Source organism: Pseudomonas sp. TWRC1-2, from assembly GCF_049896685.1.
Taxonomy (GTDB): Bacteria; Pseudomonadota; Gammaproteobacteria; order Pseudomonadales; family Pseudomonadaceae; genus Aquipseudomonas.
Genome location: NZ_JAFCUU010000009.1, coordinates 43,614 through 59,779 on the forward strand (window position 1 = coordinate 43,614; position 16,166 = coordinate 59,779).

At 62.5% G+C, this 16,166-nt stretch carries 15 protein-coding genes; 7 read left to right on the forward strand and 8 right to left on the reverse strand.

Annotated elements, in window-relative coordinates; all coding sequences use genetic code 11:
* From ACP7B3_RS23680 to ACP7B3_RS23695, 4 genes are read left to right on the forward strand one after another with little or no spacing between them, the layout of a single operon-like run.
* Positions 1 to 501 carry a Csu type fimbrial protein gene (locus ACP7B3_RS23680; protein ID WP_370003162.1) on the forward strand — a complete coding sequence of 167 codons (501 nt, stop codon included), beginning with the start codon at positions 1 to 3 and terminating at the stop codon, positions 499 to 501.
* 27 nt (positions 502 to 528) lie between these two features.
* Entirely contained in the window at positions 529 to 1,314 is a 786-nt protein-coding gene (locus ACP7B3_RS23685) for a fimbrial biogenesis chaperone (protein ID WP_426181210.1), read from the forward strand.
* Between the two features lie 41 nt (positions 1,315 to 1,355).
* Entirely contained in the window at positions 1,356 to 3,749 is a 2,394-nt protein-coding gene (locus ACP7B3_RS23690; protein WP_426181213.1) for a fimbria/pilus outer membrane usher protein, read from the forward strand.
* A gap of 16 nt (positions 3,750 to 3,765) precedes the next feature.
* The gene (locus ACP7B3_RS23695) at positions 3,766 to 4,755 is read left to right on the forward strand and encodes a Csu type fimbrial protein (protein WP_426181216.1); all 990 of its coding nucleotides are present in this window, start codon (positions 3,766 to 3,768) and stop codon (positions 4,753 to 4,755) included.
* On the opposite strand, the gene ACP7B3_RS23700 is transcribed toward ACP7B3_RS23695, so the two are convergent.
* A complete protein-coding gene (locus tag ACP7B3_RS23700; RefSeq protein ID WP_426181219.1) occupies positions 4,752 to 5,489 on the reverse strand; it encodes an anti-sigma factor family protein in 738 nt (245 codons plus the stop codon). The genes ACP7B3_RS23695 and ACP7B3_RS23700 overlap by 4 nt on opposite strands.
* On the reverse strand, positions 5,486 to 5,992 hold the full coding sequence (locus ACP7B3_RS23705) for a sigma-70 family RNA polymerase sigma factor (protein ID WP_106578821.1): 507 nt from the start codon (positions 5,990 to 5,992) through the stop codon (positions 5,486 to 5,488). Before ACP7B3_RS23705 ends, ACP7B3_RS23700 begins: the two co-directional genes overlap by 4 nt.
* Positions 5,993 to 6,160: 168 nt before the next feature.
* Here ACP7B3_RS23705 and ACP7B3_RS23710 point away from each other — a divergent pair, with 168 nt between their 5' ends.
* A complete protein-coding gene (locus ACP7B3_RS23710; protein WP_426181222.1) occupies positions 6,161 to 7,243 on the forward strand; it encodes a catalase family peroxidase in 1,083 nt (360 codons plus the stop codon).
* Complete coding sequence (locus ACP7B3_RS23715) at positions 7,240 to 7,779, forward strand: cytochrome b (protein WP_426181225.1); 540 nt, start codon at positions 7,240 to 7,242, stop codon at positions 7,777 to 7,779. The genes ACP7B3_RS23710 and ACP7B3_RS23715 overlap by 4 nt, the downstream gene beginning before the upstream one ends.
* 18 nt (positions 7,780 to 7,797) lie before the next feature.
* Here ACP7B3_RS23715 and ACP7B3_RS23720 read toward each other — a convergent pair whose 3' ends face one another.
* Both ACP7B3_RS23720 and ACP7B3_RS23725 read right to left on the reverse strand, forming a co-directional pair.
* Positions 7,798 to 8,949 carry a M14 family metallopeptidase gene (locus tag ACP7B3_RS23720; protein WP_404483373.1) on the reverse strand — a complete coding sequence of 384 codons (1,152 nt, stop codon included), beginning with the start codon at positions 8,947 to 8,949 and terminating at the stop codon, positions 7,798 to 7,800.
* 465 nt (positions 8,950 to 9,414) lie between these two features.
* The gene (locus tag ACP7B3_RS23725; RefSeq protein WP_416363122.1) at positions 9,415 to 9,765 is read right to left on the reverse strand and encodes a DUF6124 family protein; all 351 of its coding nucleotides are present in this window, start codon (positions 9,763 to 9,765) and stop codon (positions 9,415 to 9,417) included.
* Positions 9,766 to 9,895: 130 nt separating this feature from the next.
* On the opposite strand from ACP7B3_RS23725, the gene ACP7B3_RS23730 reads away from it, so the two are divergent.
* Positions 9,896 to 10,531 carry a LexA family protein gene (locus ACP7B3_RS23730; protein ID WP_369303203.1) on the forward strand — a complete coding sequence of 212 codons (636 nt, stop codon included), beginning with the start codon at positions 9,896 to 9,898 and terminating at the stop codon, positions 10,529 to 10,531.
* Here the strand turns inward: ACP7B3_RS23730 and ACP7B3_RS23735 are convergent.
* The 4 genes from ACP7B3_RS23735 to ACP7B3_RS23750 are packed head-to-tail and all read right to left on the reverse strand — an operon-like array spanning position 10,528 to position 16,053.
* Positions 10,528 to 12,453 carry an acetyl/propionyl/methylcrotonyl-CoA carboxylase subunit alpha gene (locus ACP7B3_RS23735; protein ID WP_426181230.1) on the reverse strand — a complete coding sequence of 642 codons (1,926 nt, stop codon included), beginning with the start codon at positions 12,451 to 12,453 and terminating at the stop codon, positions 10,528 to 10,530. The genes ACP7B3_RS23730 and ACP7B3_RS23735 overlap by 4 nt on opposite strands.
* Positions 12,450 to 13,256 (reverse strand): gamma-carboxygeranoyl-CoA hydratase, encoded by an 807-nt coding sequence (locus ACP7B3_RS23740; RefSeq protein ID WP_242199373.1) that lies wholly within the window; start codon positions 13,254 to 13,256, stop codon positions 12,450 to 12,452. The genes ACP7B3_RS23735 and ACP7B3_RS23740 overlap by 4 nt, the downstream gene beginning before the upstream one ends.
* Positions 13,257 to 13,271: 15 nt before the next feature.
* A complete protein-coding gene (locus ACP7B3_RS23745) occupies positions 13,272 to 14,879 on the reverse strand; it encodes a carboxyl transferase domain-containing protein (RefSeq protein ID WP_426181235.1) in 1,608 nt (535 codons plus the stop codon).
* 10 nt (positions 14,880 to 14,889) lie between these two features.
* Positions 14,890 to 16,053, reverse strand: a complete 1,164-nt coding sequence (locus ACP7B3_RS23750; protein ID WP_242199379.1) for an isovaleryl-CoA dehydrogenase — start codon at positions 16,051 to 16,053, stop codon at positions 14,890 to 14,892.
* Positions 16,054 to 16,166 lie beyond the last annotated feature (113 nt).

The window sequence follows — 16,166 nt, forward strand, 5'->3', positions numbered from 1 at the left end:
ATGAGCCGGGCAGGGTGGGCGGCGTGTGTGGTGTGCATCGGCTGGGGCATGCCGGTATCGCTGCTGGCGGTGACCAGTCAGTCGTTCCAGGTCAGCGCGACCATCACCCCTGGATGCCTGGTGGTGGGTGGCGGCACGAACTACGGCAGCCTGGCCTTCGGCACTTATTCGGCCCTGGCGACCAGCACCGCGTCTGTCGCACTCACGGCGGGCGTGACCCTGCAATGTACGCCCGGGGTTGCGCTGAGCATGAGTGTCGATGGCGGTTTGCACAACAACAGCGGTCGGCGGATGCAGCTCAATAGCGGCACTGCCCAAGTGGCTTATCAACTGTTTCGGGACGCGGCGTTCAGCCAGAGCCTGGGCATCAGCCAAAGCGTGAGCGTGGCCTACAGCAACGCAGCCAGCATCACCTTGCCGATTTATGGGCGAGTGCAGTTACCGGGTAATACGCCTGGGGGGACGTACAGCGACACGTTGCAGGTGCAGCTGTCGTGGTAAGGCGATTGGCAATGAGGAGTAAGACTTATGTATGCAGCTTCCCGGCACTTTTGGGTAGCAGGTTTGAGCGCGTTGTTGGCGTTGACGGCAGGGCAGGCGCAGGCGGCAAGCTCCGTGCTGATCTGGCCGATTGACCCGGTGCTGGAGGCCGACCAACAGGCCAGCGCCCTGTGGCTGGAAAATCGCGGCACGGAGACCGCCAACCTGCAAATCCGCGTGTTTGCCTGGACCCAGAGCGGTTTTGACGAGCAGTACCAGAACCAGCGCGACGTGATCGGCAGCCCGCCGGTGGCGAAAATCGAGCCGGGGCAGAAACAGCTGGTGCGCCTGACCCGGACCAAAGAGGTGCCGCCGGGCCGGGAACTGGCCTACCGGATCATCATCGATGAAATCCCCCCGGCCACGCCGCCTGCGGCCCCGGCTGATGGCAAGACGGCCGCCGCGATTCGCTTCCAGATGCGCTATTCGGTGCCGCTGTTCGCCTATGGCCCGGGCCTTTGGAGCAAGGTCGACGGTACACGCGAGCGCGATCCCAAAAGCGCCGGCAAGCCGGACCTGAGCTGGAAAAAGGTCACAGTGGGCGGGCGCAACTACGTCGAAATGCGCAACCAGGGCGCCGTGCACGCGCGCTTGACCGACGCCACGTTCAAACAGGGCGGCCAGCCGCGGCCGCTGGTGGAAGGCCTGATGGGCTATGTGCTGCCGGGCGCAACCATGCGCTGGCCGGTGCCGGAGGGGCTGCCGGCTGATCAGCCGCTGCAGGTGCGAGTCAATGGTGCGACGCAATTGGAGAACCTTGCACCCGGGCGATAAATCAGTGCGGTAGGGCATGGAGCAGCCCTTGGTGTTAACGGATGGAGATGTCCATTGATGGACGCAAAGCCTTGGTGAGCCATGAACGGGCGAGAGGTTTATGGCGATCGGTGTGGGTGGTGAGTGGCCTGTCTGGCCTGGTGTTTGCGGCGCCGAGCGTGGCCGCGCCATTGCCGCCCCCTCCCAGCAGTATGGAGGCTATTGCCGATGCGCAGCTGTTTCTGGAACTGGTGGTCAACCAGAGGGATACCGGGCGCGTGGTCGCCGTCAATCAGCGTGCCGGGCAGTTGTTTTTGCCGGCATCGGTGTTGCAGGACATCGGTATGAAGCTGCCGGGTGAGGTGCCCGCCGAGGTTGCGCTGGAAAACCTGCCAGGCATGCACACCGATTACGACAGCCAGGGCCAGCGCCTGATGCTCAGCGTGCCGCCGGCCTGGTTGCCGGAGCAATTTATCGGCAGTCGCGACAATTACCCGCGCACCCAGGCGCTGACCAGCTTTGGCGCGCTGCTCAACTATGATGCCTACCTCAACGACACCGATGACGCCGGCACCTACCTCGGCATCTTCAACGAAGTCAGGTTGTTCGACACCTGGGGCACCTTGTCCAACACCGGCCAGTACCGCACCACCCTTGGCCGGGAGACAGCCGGCAGCAGCCTGTACAACGGCTATCGGCGTTATGACACCACGTGGCGGTTTTCCGACGACGAGCGCCTGCTGACCTATGAGGCCGGCGATGTGATCAGTGGCGCCTTGCCGTGGAGCACCTCAGTGCGTCTTGGCGGGGTACAGGTGTCGCGCGATTTTGGCGTGCGTCCGGATTTGGTCACCTACCCGCTGCCACAGTTTGCCGGTGAGGCCGCCGTGCCGTCGTCGGTGGACCTGTTTATCAACGGCTACAAAACCAGCAGCGCCGACCTGCAGCCTGGGCCGTACACCCTGACCAACGTGCCGTTCATCAACGGCGCGGGTGAGGCGGTGGTGGTGACCACCGACGCCCTGGGCCGGCAGGTCTCGACCACGGTGCCGTTCTACGTCACGAGTACGCTGTTGCAAAAGGGCTTGTCGGACTTTTCGGTGGCGGCGGGGAACCTGCGCCGCGACTACACCGTGCGCGATTTTGGCTACGGCGCCGGCGTGGCGAGCGGTACCTTTCGGTACGGGCTGTCGGATGCGTTTACCCTGGAAAGCCACGCCGAAGCCGCGGGTGACCTGGCCCTGGGCGGTGTCGGCGGCAACCTGCGCATGGGCAACTTCGGCGTGCTCAATACCGCCGTCAGCCAAAGCCAGTTAGACGGGCGCACAGGCCAGCAACTGAGCCTGGGCTACCAATACAGCAATCAGCGTTACAGCGTGTCTTATCAACGGGTAGAGCGCCGCGATGAATACGCCGACCTGAGCCTGGTCGACACGCCCTATGCCAGCCTCAGCAAGCGCAGCCAGCAAGCGACCTTGAGCCTGAACCTCAACGACTTCGGCAGTTTGGGCGTGGGGTATTTCGATGTGCAGGCGGCGGATGATTCTCGTACCCGCCTGGTGAACATGACCTGGAGCAAAGCGCTGTGGCGCAACAGCAGTTTTTACCTGTCGGCCAACCACGAAGTTGGTGACAGCAGCTGGGCAGTGCAGGCCCAAGTGGTGGTGCCCTTCGACATCTACGGCAGCCTCAGCGTGGGCAGCGAACGCAGCAAAACCGGAGAAAGCCAGCAGCGCGTCAACTACAGCCGGGCAGTGCCGGCCGAGGGCGGCGTGGGCTTTAACCTGGGTTACGCCAGCGGTGACGGGCCGGCTTATCGACAGGCTGACCTGACCTGGCGCCTGCAGTCGGTGCAATTGCAGGCCGGCGTGTATGGCAACCGCGACGCGCAAACCCGTTGGGCGGATGCCAGTGGCTCGCTGGTGTGGATGGACCACCACGTGTTCGCTGCCAACCGTGTCGACGATGCGTTTGTGGTGGTGAGCACCGATGGCGTTGGCGGCGTACCGGTGCGCTACGAGAACCAAGTGGTGGGTGAGACCGACCGCAACGGGCACTTGCTGGTGCCGTGGACCAGCGCCTACTACCGGGCCAAATACGAGATCGACCCGCTGAACCTGCCGGCCAACATGCAAGTGCCCAACGTCGAACAACGCGTGGCCGTGCGCCGGGGCAGTGGCTACTTGCTGGAGTTTCCGGTGCGCCAGGTGCTCGCGGCGAGCATCACCCTGGTCGACGCCCAGCATCAGGAATTGCCCCTGGGCAGCCAGGTGCGGCACGAGCAAAGCGGCGCGCTGGCGGTGGTGGGGTGGGACGGCCTGGTCTACCTGGAAAACCTGGCGGCGCACAACACCTTGCAGGTCACCGTCGGCGATGGCCAGACCTGCCAGGCGACGTTCGAACTGGATACCACGCAGGAGCAGGTACCGCTGATTGGGCCACTGGTGTGCCAATGACATAAGGAGTGTGTGTGTGCGGGTCAAGGATTGGCTGTTGCGGTTACTGTTGTTGGCAAGCCTGGGAGTGTCGGTGCAGGTGCAGGCGGTGTGCACGGTGGGCGCCACCGTGCCGGCCAGTTTCGGCACCACGGTGAGTTCAATGACCGTGCGCACCACCTCCCAGCCGAGTTCGACCACCAACGCTGGCTTGAGCTGCACGTCAGCGCTGCTGTCAGTCTTGACCTCGAGTGACCATTTCTATGCGACCGTCACCGGTTCCGCGCAAGGCGGCCTGGTCGGGCCGACCGGGGACGTCATCAGCTATACGATCTACGCCAACAACACCACCGCGTTCCCAATGACGCGCGGCACCGCGTTCGATTTTGGCGGCAGTGGCGGCATTGCCGCCTCCCTTGGCCTGGTGTTCGGGCCGGGCACCAAAGTTGTGCCGCTGTATTTCGCCACCACCATCGGCAGTAACGTGGCTGCAGGTGTGTACAGCGAAACCCTGAATATCGCCTGGAACTGGAACTACTGTTCGGGCATTGGCATTGGTGGGATTTGCGCGGGCCGCGAGATCAACAACGGCACCACCACGCTGAATGTGAGCATGACCGTGGTCAATGACTGCCAGATCACTACGCCCGCCATCGCCTTTGGCAGCGCGCCGGTGGTCAGTGCATTTTCCACTGTCAACGGGCAGGCCAGCGTGGCCTGTACCAAGGGCAGCGCCTACACCGTGGGCCTCAGTGATGGGCAGAACCCGGTGAGTGTGGGTGGCCGCCGGCAGATGGTGTCCGCCGGTAACCTCCTTGCTTACGACATCTTCAAGAGTGCCAGCACGACCCGCTGGGGCAGCGTGGGCACGGCGCGTCGGGCCAGTTCAACGGCAGAGGTCAACCCTGGCAACGGCCTGGGCACCGGCAGCCAGGTGTTCAACTACAACGCCAAGGTCTATACCGACCAGACCACGCCGCCGAGCGGCATCTATCTGGACAACGTGGTGCTGGACGTGGGCTTTTAGAACTTCATCATCTGCGTGGTTGGCTGGTCCACCGGGCTGACCATCGCGTAGTTGTAGCCGCTGCCGGACCAGTACTCGGCCTGCAAGCCATCGGCGCTGCGGCTGCCGCGGGGCAGAAAGCCGTTTTCCGGGCCGGGCGGGCGGATGTAGAAGCTGATGCGCCGGCCTTGCGGGTCTTCGTACAGCACCATGGCGGCAGCGCCCTGCTCAGTGGTGAGCAAGCGCCCGCTGACCGGTTTGAAACCTGCCTGGCTCAAGTCCGGCAGGCGGTGCGCCTGGTTGAAGTAGCGATCCAGCCAGGCCTGCATCGAGCCGCCGTCCTGGGCGTTGTAGTCGGCGGGCATGATGCCGTCCTGGGCAAACAGGCGGAACGCTTGCATGGCGTCGGCCATCGGCAACAGGGCAGGCTGGGTCGCTTCGCGGGCGTGCCAGCCGCCAACACCGCCCAGGCTGACGGCGATCAACAGCACGGCAGCCGTGGCGAAGTGGCGGCGCGATTGGTGTTTGATGCGTTGGCGAATCAGCGCCGGGTCCAGCTCGGGGTTGGCCGGTTGTTGCAAGGCCCCGCTCAATGACGCGCGCAGTGCTTGCGCATCCTGTTGCCAGGCATGCACCTGGGCGGCGACGTCGGGGTGGACCGCCAAGTAGGTTTCAAGCACGCGGCGATCGCTCTCCAGCAGTTGGTGATCGACGTAGGCATGCAAATCGCGTTCGCTGGGGGGCAGGCTGATCATTTGAGTATCCGCAGGGAAGGGCTGGCAATTTCACCATCGCTGAGTTGGCGCAGGGCCTGGCGCGCCCGGGACAAGCGCGACATGACGGTGCCGACGGGCACCTCGAGGATGACGGCAACCTCCTTGTAGCTTAACCCTTCGACCGACACCCAGAGCAGCAGGGCGCGCTGTTCGGTGTTGAGTTGGTCGAAAGCCTGCAAGGCCGATTGGGCCATCACCGTGCGCTCCACGGAAGGTTGCGCGTCGTCACGGCCGGTAAAGAAGTCGAGCATGCGCGCGTAACGCCGGCTGCGGCGGTGGGCGTCGAGGAATTGCCGGTAAAGAATCGAGAACAGCCACGCGCGCAGGTCGCCTTCGATGCGTTTATCGGCCCAACGGGTGATTGCGCGTTCCAGGGTCGACTGCACCAGGTCGTCGGCGCTGCTGGTGTTACGGGTCAGGGACACGGCAAAGCGCCGCATCCTGGGGATCAGTTCACGTAACTGTTCGTCGAGTTCGTGCATGGGAATCTGGCTGGTCGCTACGCTGGGACTAGAGAGACGTCTGACGTTGAAGGTTATTCCCAAGCCTGAAAAATAAACACAGGGCGTGGGAATAGAGCGGATCGGCGTTCGTCTTAATGCTCCGACCTTATGTTTCACCGCTTAGGCCTCTGGCCCTGGAGTCACTTCATGGTAGATCACTCATCACCGCCCCGTCCTGCGTTGAGTACCGCGAGCCTGATCGCACGGCTCGCCGGTATCGGTGCCGTGGTTGCCGTTGTTGCCGGGGCGTTTGCCTACGTCAACGGCACCCTCGACCCACAGCGCCTGCGCCCCAAAACCCTGGTTAATGCCCTGGAAACCAATAACGGCCTGCACCCTGGCTTTCGCCGCAACCATGCCAAGGGCGTGTGCGTGGCGGGTTACTTCGAGAGCAGCCCCGAGGCGCGGGCGTATTCCAGTGCCCAAGTGTTCAGCGAAGCGAAAACGCCGGTGATTGGTCGATTTGCCTTGCCCAGCGGCAACCCTTACGCGCCGGACAGCAGTGTGCCGATCCGCAGCTTTGCCTTGCAGTTCAGCCAAGCCAACGGCCAGCAATGGCGCACGGGGATGAACAGCATGCCGGTGTTCCCGGTGGGCACGCCTGAAGCCTTTTTCCAGATGCTCAAGGCGGGCGCGCCAGACCCGGCCACCGGCAAGCCGAACCCGGCGGGCATGCCGGCGTTTTTTGCCGCGCACCCGGAGACCGCGCCGTTCCTGGCATGGGTCAAGACGGCCAAGCCGTCGGCCAGCTATGCGACAGAAACCTACAACGGCATCAATGCGTTTTATCTGGTCAGCGCTGACGGCAAGCGCCAGGCAGTGCGTTGGGGCGTCGTGCCGCAGAGCCAGGATGCAGCGGGCGATACCGCGCCTTCAGGCAGTGACTTTCTTGAAAAAGACCTGGTGCAGCGTCTGGCATCCGGCCCGCTGCGCTGGCAGTTGAACATGACCCTGGCCAACCCCGGCGACCCGCTGGACGATGCGAGCAAAACCTGGACCGGCGAACACAAGGTGCTCAACGCCGGCACCCTGGTACTGCAGAGCAGCCAGCCGCAAGCGGACGGCGATTGCCGTGATATCAACTTTGATCCGCTGATTTTGCCCAGTGGCATCCAGGCCTCCGACGACCCGCTGCTGGCGGCGCGTTCGGCAGCCTACGCCAGCTCGTACGTGCGTCGTGCCGGTGAAGTCAGCCCGCTGCACAGCGCCCCTCAGGAGTCGAAGCCATGAATGTTCAACCACGCTATTTCGCGCCGCTGGCGCGTGTGCTGCATTGGCTGATGGCGCTGATGGTCATCGCTATGTTGTTTATCGGTGCGGGCATGGCGGCGTCGGTGTCGGAGCGCCATGAGTGGCTGATTCACCTGCATAAGCCGCTGGGGATTGCGATTCTGGCACTGGTGATCGTGCGGCTGGTGGTGCGTTTTTCCACTCGGCAACCGCCGCTGCCGGATGATTTGCCGCTGTGGCAAAGGTTGGCAGCCAAGGCCTCTCATGTGCTGTTGTACGCGTTGATGCTGGTGTTGCCGTTGCTGGGCTGGGCGATGATTTCGGCGGCCGGTGACCCGGTGATGCTCAGCAGTTCAGTGCAGTTGCCGGCGCTGGTGGGGGCGAATGCGCCGTTGTTTGCGGTGTTGCGCAAGGCCCATGGGTATCTGGCGTATCTGCTGTTTCTGACGGTGCTGTTGCACCTGGCGGCGGCGCTGTTTCACGGGTTGGTTCGCCGTGACGGCGTGCTGCAAAGCATGACCGGCACCAAGGACTGATGCCGGGGGCGGGGCGGCTTAGCGCAGTGCCGTGACGATATCGGCAACCGTGCTCAATACGTCCTTGCCCAGCTGTTTGGAGCGCTCACCTGACCAACCGGTTTTCGGGTTGGGCGCATCGTCGTTGTCCTTGAAGGGCATCTCCAGGGTCAGCGACAGACAGTCGAATTTCTCTCCGACGGCATTGCAGGCCAGCGTCATGTTGGCCTCGCCCGGCAGGTCGCGGGTATAACCGTGGGTGGTCTGGAAGTCGCGAGTCAATGCGCTCAAGTGGCTGCGAAAGTGTTTTTCCAGCGCTTCGATGCGAGGCGTGTAGCCAGGGTTGCCTTCGCAGCCGGCGGTAAACACGTAGGGGATTTCTTCGTCGCCGTGGATATCGAGAAACAGGTCGACGCCGTATTTTTCCATCTGCTGCTGGGCGAACAGCACTTCAGGGCTGATTTCCTGGCTGGCGCTCTGCCAGGCACGATTGAGGTCCTGGCCCATGGCATTGGTGCGCAAGTGGCCGTGGAAGGCGCCGTCGGGGTTCATGTTGGGGATCAGGTACAGGTCAGCCACGGACAACAGCTTTTTCAGCTCGGCGTCACCGTCCTGTTGCAGGCGTTCGATGACGCCTTCCATGAACCATTCGGCCATGTGCTCGCCGGGGTGTTGCTGGGCGATGATCCAGACCTTGCGCTGGCCCTCGCCACCCTTGCCGCGGCGCAGCAGTTGGATATCACGGCCTTCGGCACTTTTGCCGGTGGCGAGTAACTGGGTACCGGCGCGGTTCAAGGCCTGCTCGATCAAGGCGTCGTGACGCTCGCGGCTGTAGGGTTCGAAGTAGGCGATCCAGGCCTGTTTTTCGCGGGTTTCCAGGCTGATGTGCAATGTTTCGCCATCAAAGCGCGTGGGAACGCGAAACCAGTTGATATGGTCGTAGGACGCCACGGCGTTGTAGCCGCTCCAGGCATTTTTGTAAGAGGACTGACTCGCATTACTTAGGCGGAAGGTGTGGGTGTGGCCCACGTGCATGCCTTCGGCCTTGAAGTGGAACCACTGGAAGTGTGCGCTGCGGGTGTCGGGTTTGATCGCCAGCAATAACTGATAGGCATCACTCGCATCCAGAACCTGGATGTTGCCACTGTCGAAGTCGGTGCTGATCTTGATGGAGGTCAAGGCCACGGTCATAGTCTGATTGCCTGAATATGAGTGTTGTGGCGGATATCTTACACAGGAGTCAGGCAAAATCTTGATGCAATATTTTTGCACGGGGGAGGGGGCATCATCCCTGACGCAGCAGCAGCTTAGAATCTATGAGATTGATTCTCAAGCGCTATTTCGGAAAGATCGAGCCTGGAGCGCTCGTTCGGCTTTCTTTTGAAGATGGTCTTTTGCTACCATGCGCGCCATCAAGCAACACACAGTCTTCATTAGCCTGAAGCCATGCCAGGGAAACTGGCAAAAAAAAGACCCGGCCAAAGAGCCGGGTCAAAAACCGTGATTAGCCTGATGAGGAGATATTCCAAGAGTCCGACCTAAGGTCCCTTGGTCTATCGACTGATCTCGCGATCAGCTGAGCCCAATAATAATCATTATCATTTGCAAGTCAAATGTTTTTATCCGTGGGATAGAAATATTTTTGCTTCGTGTCTGTTATGCGTTTGCCTGAGCCGCTGGCGACTGCAACGTCCGCTCCACCATCACCTTCGCCATATCAATCAAATACACCACTGAAAACGCCAGGTCCCGCTGGTTGCCCTGCCGGCTGCTCGCCAGTTCGTAGGCCGCCGCTGCCGCGCTGCGTAACAACTCCGAAGCATGCACCAGGGCATCCTCGTGGCTGACGTTGGGCTTGATGTCGAAGAAGCTCTCTTCCGGGAGCGGTGCCGACACATCCTCTTTCAAGTAATGATCCAATGCGCGCTGGGCCGCGCCGCTGGTGCGCAGCCCCGACAGTTGTTCGGTTTCAGCGGTGCCGGGCAGATGATACGGGCGGGTCGTCATGAGGGTGGCTACTCTGAGTGAATGTCGAAAACCTGCGCCTGATACTAATACGAATCGTATTTATGTCATTTGATGGATTACTACAAACTGTTTATTGTCGTGGCATCTGCACAACGTATTGTCACGGCCCATGGATAACTGGATAGCGTTGGTCAAAGCCAACATGAAAGACCGCAAGGTCACGCAGGATGAACTGGCTGAACGCCTGGGCATGTCTCAGGGCGGCGTGGGCCATTGGCTCAACAAGCGCCGCGTGCCAAGCCTGGCGGACATGAACCGGGTGCTCGCCGAGTTAGGGTTGGAGTATCTGGAGGTTGCGCTGGAAATTCGGCAGAAAGCCGATCAGGCCCCGCCCCTGGAAAAACACTACAACCCGTATTTTCGCTACCCGGTCAGCGACTGGAAGGGCGTCTGCGAAATACGTGAAGAGCGCTCGGTCTACGGCGCCGCACGTTTTGAACTAACCGATTACCACGCCCAAGGCGAAGCCTACTGGCTGCCGGTGACGGGAGACGCGATGACTGCCCCCAGTGGTTTGAGCATTGGCGCTGGCATGTTGATTCTGGTGGACCCGGCCATTGACGCCGAACCCGGCAAACTGGTGGTCGCCCAATGGGCCGACAGCCCCCAGGCGACCTTTCGCCAGTTAATGGAAGAAAGCGGCCAGCGTTACCTGGTGCCGCTCAATCCCACCTACCCCAAGCAGCTGTTCACCGACGAATGCCGAATCCTCGGCGTTGTCGTGCAGGCCACGGCGAAGTTTTAGTCCGCTGTTTCAAGCGCCACCAAGGCACTGCCTTCGGCAACCATTTCACCCTCCTGGCAAAACAGTGCCTTGACCACGCCTGCGTGCGGCGCGCGAATGCTGTGCTCCATCTTCATCGCCTCCAGTACCACCAATTGTGTACCGGCTTCGACGGCCTGGCCGACGTCCACCAACACCCGCACGATGCTGCCGTTCATGGGCGCCGTGAGCCCACCCTGATGAGATTGGCTGGCCTCGACCGCTGCAATCGGGTCGAACAGGCTCACTGCATGCATCTCGCCGTCCCAGCGCAGGTACACGCACCCTTCGCCGCGCACCGACAGATGGGCGCGGCGTACGCCGTTGTGCTCAAGCCACAACTGCTCGCCGCGTAACTGCGCAGCGCCTCCACCCAACGTTACCCGACGATCCTGCGCGCCGCTGCTCAAATGCAGCGAAACCTCGGCAGGCAGCCCCGCGCGAAACCCCCGCGTGTCCGCCCACGGCCCATCACCTGCCGGCAGATTCTGCATAAGCGCTGAGCCTGCGGCCTGCCAGAACTCGTCGCTGAACTCGCCCGGCACCGGCAACAACTCAGCCTGATAGCGCGGAATAAACCCGGTATCCAATTCAGCCGCCGCAAACGCCGGATGGCCGATGATGCGCCGCAAAAAGCCCAGGTTGGTCTTGAGCCCACCCACCGCGAACTCATCGAGCATGCTCAACAAGCGCAGGCGCGCCTGTTCACGGTCTTCGCCCCAGGCAATCAGCTTGCCCAGCATCGGGTCGTAGAACGGCGAAACGCTGTCGCCTTGTTCTACCCCGCTGTCCACGCGACGGCCCGGGCCGGGTGCAGACTCGCGGTACAGCGCGAGCTGCCCGGTGGCCGGCAGAAAATCATTGGCCGGGTCTTCGGCATACAAGCGCACTTCAATCGCGTGCCCGATCAAGGGCACCTGGTCCTGGGTGATCGGCAGCGGCTCGCCCTGGGCGACACGGATCTGCCAGGCCACCAGGTCGAGGCCGGTGATCGCCTCAGTCACCGGATGTTCCACCTGCAGCCGCGTGTTCATTTCCATGAAGAAAAACTCGCCACGCGCGTCGAGCAAAAACTCCACCGTGCCCGCGCCCACATAACCGATGGCCTGGGCCGCGCGCACGGCGGCTTCGCCCATGGCTTTGCGCTGTGCAACGCTCAGGCCCGGCGCCGGCGCTTCTTCCACGACCTTTTGATGGCGACGCTGAATCGAGCAGTCGCGCTCATTGAGGTACAAACAGTGGCCGTGCTGGTCGGCAAAGACCTGGATTTCCACATGACGCGGCTTGATCAGGTATTTCTCCACCAGCATCTGCCCGTTGCCAAACGACGACAGTGCCTCACGCTGGGCGGAAGCCAGGGCCTCGGCCAGTTGGCTGACGTCCTCGACCACCTTCATGCCCTTGCCGCCACCGCCCGCGGTGGCCTTGAGCAGCACCGGGTAGCCGATGCGCTCGCAGGCCGCGCGGAAGGTGTCCAGGTCCTGAGCTTCGCCGTGGTAACCCGGCACCAGCGGCACGCCGGCTTTTTCCATCAGCGCCTTGGCGGCCGATTTGCTGCCCATTGCATCAATGGCCGATGCGGGCGGGCCGAGGAAGATCAACCCGGCGGCTTCAATCGCGCGAGCAAAACCAGCGTTTTCCGATAGAAACCCATACCCGGGATGGATCGCCTGGGCGCCGCTGGCTTGGGCGGCGGCAATCAGCTTGTCGATTTGCAAGTAGCTGTCGGTGGCCTTGCTGCCACCCAGGTCGACACGGATGTCCGCCTCGCGGCTGTGGCGCGCATCACGGTCGATGGCGCTGTGTACCGCCACGGTGGTCAGGCCCATGGCCTTGGCGGTGCGCATCACTCGGCAGGCAATTTCGCCGCGGTTGGCCACCAGCACAGTCGTCAGTGGGCTCATGAACGCGGCTCCTGTGCTTGCCAGCTGGGCGGACGTTTTTGCAGGAAGGCGCGCAAGCCTTCCTGGCCCTCGGCGCTGACGCGAATTCGCGCGATGGCGTTTTCGCAATAGCGGCGCAACGCCGGGGTGAGGGCGCCGTTGCCCACTTCGCGCAACAAGTCCTTGCTGGCGCGCATCGCCGCAGGGCTGTTGAGCAGCAGGTTGGCGATCCAGTGTTCGACGTGCTGATCCAGCTCACCGGCGGGGTAACTTTCTGCCAGCAGGCCAATGTCGCGTGCCCGCTGGCCGCCAAAACGCTCAGCGGTCAGGGCATAACGCCGCGCCGCACGTTCGCCGATGGCCTGCACCACGAACGGACTGATCACCGCCGGAGCCAGGCCGATGCGCGCCTCCGACAGGCAGAACTGCGCGTCATCGGCGCCGATGGCCATGTCGCAGCAACTGATCAAACCCAGCGCGCCGCCATAGGCCGCGCCCTGCACAACAGCCAGGGTCGGGATTTTCAGCTTGGCCAGGTTGTACATCAATTCCGCCAGCTCGCGGGCGTCGTCCAGGTTGGTGTGGTAGTCCAGCTCGGCCGATTGTTGCATCCACGCCAGGTCGGCACCGGCACTGAAGTGCTTGCCGCGCCCGCGCAGCACTAGAAAGCGCAACGACGAATCGCCCTGCACCTGGTCGAGCGCGATGATCAGTTCGCGGATCATTTCGGCGTTGAACGCGTTGTTCTTGGCTTCGCGGCTGAGCCACAGCGTGGCAAAACCACGGCGGTCGGTGATCAGTTCGAGGGTGTTGAAATCGCTCATGGGGTACAGCTCCATTTACATGCGGAACACGCCGAAGCGGCTCGGCTCGATGGGGGCGTTCAGCGAAGCGGACAAGGCCAGGGCCAGCACGTCGCGGGTTTGCTGCGGGTCGATGACGCCGTCATCCCACAAGCGCGCGCTGGAGTAATAGGGGTGGCCCTGGGTTTCATACTGGTCGAGGATCGGCTGCTTGATCGCGGCTTCCTCTTCGGCGCTGAAGCTTGCGCCAGCGCGTTCGGCTTGTTCACGCTTGACCTGCACCAGCACGCCGGCCGCCTGTTCGGCGCCCATCACGCCGATGCGTGCATTGGGCCACATCCACAAAAAGCGCGGGTCGTAAGCCCGGCCGCACATGCCGTAGTTACCGGCACCAAAGCTGCCGCCGATGATCACCGTGAATTTGGGCACCTTGGCGCAGGCCACCGCGGTCACCAACTTGGCGCCGTGCTTGGCGATGCCGCCGGCTTCGTATTTCTGGCCGACCATGAAGCCAGTAATGTTCTGCAAAAACAGCAGCGGAATCCCGCGCTGACAGGCCAGTTCGATAAAGTGCGCGCCTTTTTGCGCGGCTTCGGCGAACAGAATCCCGTTATTGGCCAAAATCGCCATCGGGTAGCCGTGCAGGTGGGCAAAACCACACACCAGCGTGGTGCCAAACAGTGCCTTGAACTCATCGAACACCGAGCCGTCGACCAGCCGCGCGATCACTTCGCGCACATCAAACGGCTGCTTGGCATCGGCCGGGATCACGCCGTAAAGCTCTTCGCTGCTGTACAGCGGCGCCACCGGCGGGCGTTGCTGCAACTGCCCCTGTTTGCGCCAGTTGAGGTTGGCCACGCTGCGCCGGGCCAGGGCCAGCGCGTGTTCATCGCTGTCGGCATAGTGGTCGGCCACGCCGGAGATCTTGCAGTGCACGTCGGCGCCGCCCAGGTCTTCGGCGCTGACCACTTCGCCGGTCGCCGCTTTCACCAGCGGCGGGCCGGCGAGGAAGATGGTCGCCTGCTGACGCACCATGATCGCTTCGTCGGCCATGGCCGGCACGTAGGCACCGCCCGCCGTGCACGAGCCCATCACCACCGCAATCTGCGGGATGCCCTGGGCGCTCATATTCGCTTGGTTGAAGAAGATCCGCCCGAAGTGCTCGCGATCCGGGAAGACTTCATCCTGACGCGGCAGGTTGGCGCCACCGGAGTCCACGAGGTAAATGCACGGCAGGCGGTTCTGCTCGGCGATGGTCTGCGCGCGCAGGTGTTTTTTTACCGTGAGCGGGTAGTAGGAGCCGCCTTTTACCGTGGCGTCATTGGCGACAATCATGCATTCGACGCCTTCCACGCGGCCGATCCCGGCAATCACCCCGGCCGCCGGCACGTCTTCGCCGTACACCTGATGGGCCGCCAGTTGGCTCAGTTCAAGGAACGGCGAGCCCGGGTCGAGCAAACGATTGATCCGCTCACGGGGCAGCAGTTTGCCGCGCGACGTGTGCCGCTCCTGAGCCTTGGCGCCACCGCCTTGCTGCACGTGGGCGAGCAGGGTGTGCAGGGCGTCAACTTGTAGGCGCATGGCTGCGCTGTTGTCGGCAAATTCTGCCGAGCGCGGGTTGAGTTGGGTGTGCAAGGTGGCCATGGGCGCTCCTTCAGCGGGTTTCGTTGAAGAGTTCGCGGCCGATCAGCATCCGGCGAATCTCACTGGTGCCGGCGCCGATTTCGTACAGCTTGGCGTCACGCAGCAGGCGCCCGGCGGGGAATTCGTTGATGTAACCGTTACCGCCCAGAATCTGAATGGCGTCCAGGGCCATGTGTGTGGCGCGCTCGGAGCTGAACAGGATTACCCCGGCGGCGTCCTTGCGCGTGGTCTCACCGCGCTCGCATGCCTGCGCCACCGCGTAGAGGTAGGCGCGGCTGGCATTGAGCTGGGTGTACATGTCGGCGACCTTGCCTTGGATCAGCTGGAATTCGCCGATGCTCTGGCCAAACTGCTTGCGGTCGTGGATGTACGGCACGATCAGGTCCATGCACGCCTGCATGATGCCGATCGGGCCGCCCGCCAGCACCACGCGTTCGTAGTCCAGGCCGCTCATCAGCACTTTCACGCCGCCATTGAGTGCGCCGAGGATGTTTTCTTCGGGCACTTGCACGTCATCGAAAAACAGCTCGCAAGTGTTGGAGCCGCGCATGCCGAGCTTGTCGAACTTGTTGCTGCGGCTGAAGCCTTTCCAGTCGCGCTCGACGATAAATGCGGTGATGCCGTGAGGGCCTTTTTCCACGTCGGTCTTGGCGTAGATCACGAAGGTGTTGGCATCGGGGCCGTTGGTGATCCAGGTCTTGCTGCCGTTGAGCACATAGTGGTCGCCGCGTTTTTCGGCGCGCAGTTTCATCGAGACCACGTCGGAGCCGGCATTCGGCTCGCTCATGGCGAGGGCGCCGATATGCTCGCCGCTGATCAACTTCGGCAGGTATTTGAGCTTCTGTTCGTGGCTGCCGTTGCGGTTGATTTGGTTGACGCACAGGTTTGAGTGAGCGCCATAGGACAAGCCGACTGACGCCGAACCTCGGCTGATTTCTTCAATGGCCACCACGTGGGCGAGGTAGCCCAGGCCGGCGCCGCCGTACTCTTCCGGCACCGTAATGCCGAGCAGGCCCATGTCACCGAACTTGCGCCACATATCGGCGGGGAACAGGTTGTCACTGTCGATTTGAGCCGCGCGGGGCGCGATTTCCTTGGCCACGAAGGACTGCACCTGGTCGCGCAGCATGTCGATGGTTTCGCCGAGGGCGAAGTTCAGGGACGGGTAACTCATGGACAGGCACCTTAATGTGAGCTTTGTTGTTGTGTGGTTGAGCGCCGGGGAGGGCGCTCACCTTTACGTTAACGTAAGCTTGCGTTGCGAGGCTGTCAATCGTAGTTTACGTT

Bases quoted from the DNA above. Each gene is read 5' to 3' on its own strand.
- ACP7B3_RS23680 (WP_370003162.1), top strand. From the start codon at position 1: ATGAGCCGGGCAGGGTGGGCGGCGTGTGTGGTGTGCATCGGCTGGGGC.
- ACP7B3_RS23685 (WP_426181210.1), top strand. From the start codon at position 529: ATGTATGCAGCTTCCCGGCACTTTTGGGTAGCAGGTTTGAGCGCGTTG.
- ACP7B3_RS23690 (WP_426181213.1), top strand. From the start codon at position 1,356: ATGGAGATGTCCATTGATGGACGCAAAGCCTTGGTGAGCCATGAACGG.
- ACP7B3_RS23700 (WP_426181219.1), bottom strand. From the start codon at position 5,489: ATGATCAGCCTGCCCCCCAGCGAACGCGATTTGCATGCCTACGTCGAT.
- ACP7B3_RS23705 (WP_106578821.1), bottom strand. From the start codon at position 5,992: ATGCACGAACTCGACGAACAGTTACGTGAACTGATCCCCAGGATGCGG.
- ACP7B3_RS23710 (WP_426181222.1), top strand. From the start codon at position 6,161: ATGGTAGATCACTCATCACCGCCCCGTCCTGCGTTGAGTACCGCGAGC.
- ACP7B3_RS23715 (WP_426181225.1), top strand. From the start codon at position 7,240: ATGAATGTTCAACCACGCTATTTCGCGCCGCTGGCGCGTGTGCTGCAT.
- ACP7B3_RS23720 (WP_404483373.1), bottom strand. From the start codon at position 8,949: ATGACCGTGGCCTTGACCTCCATCAAGATCAGCACCGACTTCGACAGT.
- ACP7B3_RS23725 (WP_416363122.1), bottom strand. From the start codon at position 9,765: ATGACGACCCGCCCGTATCATCTGCCCGGCACCGCTGAAACCGAACAA.
- ACP7B3_RS23730 (WP_369303203.1), top strand. From the start codon at position 9,896: ATGGATAACTGGATAGCGTTGGTCAAAGCCAACATGAAAGACCGCAAG.
- ACP7B3_RS23735 (WP_426181230.1), bottom strand. From the start codon at position 12,453: ATGAGCCCACTGACGACTGTGCTGGTGGCCAACCGCGGCGAAATTGCC.
- ACP7B3_RS23740 (WP_242199373.1), bottom strand. From the start codon at position 13,256: ATGAGCGATTTCAACACCCTCGAACTGATCACCGACCGCCGTGGTTTT.
- ACP7B3_RS23745 (WP_426181235.1), bottom strand. From the start codon at position 14,879: ATGGCCACCTTGCACACCCAACTCAACCCGCGCTCGGCAGAATTTGCC.
- ACP7B3_RS23750 (WP_242199379.1), bottom strand. From the start codon at position 16,053: ATGAGTTACCCGTCCCTGAACTTCGCCCTCGGCGAAACCATCGACATG.